General features: G+C 52.7%; 1 rRNA gene. It reads left to right on the top strand.

The features are described 5' to 3' along the window. Positions 1-440, top strand: a 16S ribosomal RNA gene (locus AY633_RS10400); the annotation flags it as partial.

Here is a 440-nt window from a genome sequence, read left to right as displayed (position 1 = left end):
CCTACGGGTGGCTGCCGAGAATATTCCGCAATGGGCGAAAGCCTGACGGAGCGACGCCGCGTGATTGATGAGGCATTTCGGTGTGTAAAGATCTTTTATGAGGGAAGAAATTTTTGACGGTACCTCAGGAATAAGGGGCTCCTAATCTCGTGCCAGCAGGAGCGGTAATACGAGAGCCCCAAGCATTATCCGGAATTATTGGGCGTAAAGGGTGCGCAGGTGGCGGTGTTAGTCTTTTGTTAAAACCCCGGGCTTAACCTGGGAGGGGCAGAAGAAACGGCATCGCTAGAGAGTATGAGAGGCGTGCGGAACTCATGGTGTAGGGGTGAAATCCGTTGATATCATGGGGAACACCGAAAGCGAAGGCAGCACGCTGGCATATTTCTGACGCTCATGCACGAAAGCGTAGGTAGCGAATGGGATTAGATACCCCGGTAGTC

Origin of the sequence: Planococcus maritimus (genome assembly GCF_001592825.1) — a bacterium.
GTDB lineage: Bacteria > Bacillota > Bacilli > Bacillales_A > Planococcaceae > Planococcus > Planococcus maritimus_C.
The sequence above is the reverse complement of the archived record's forward strand: the minus strand, read 5'-3'. Positions and strand labels throughout refer to the sequence as shown.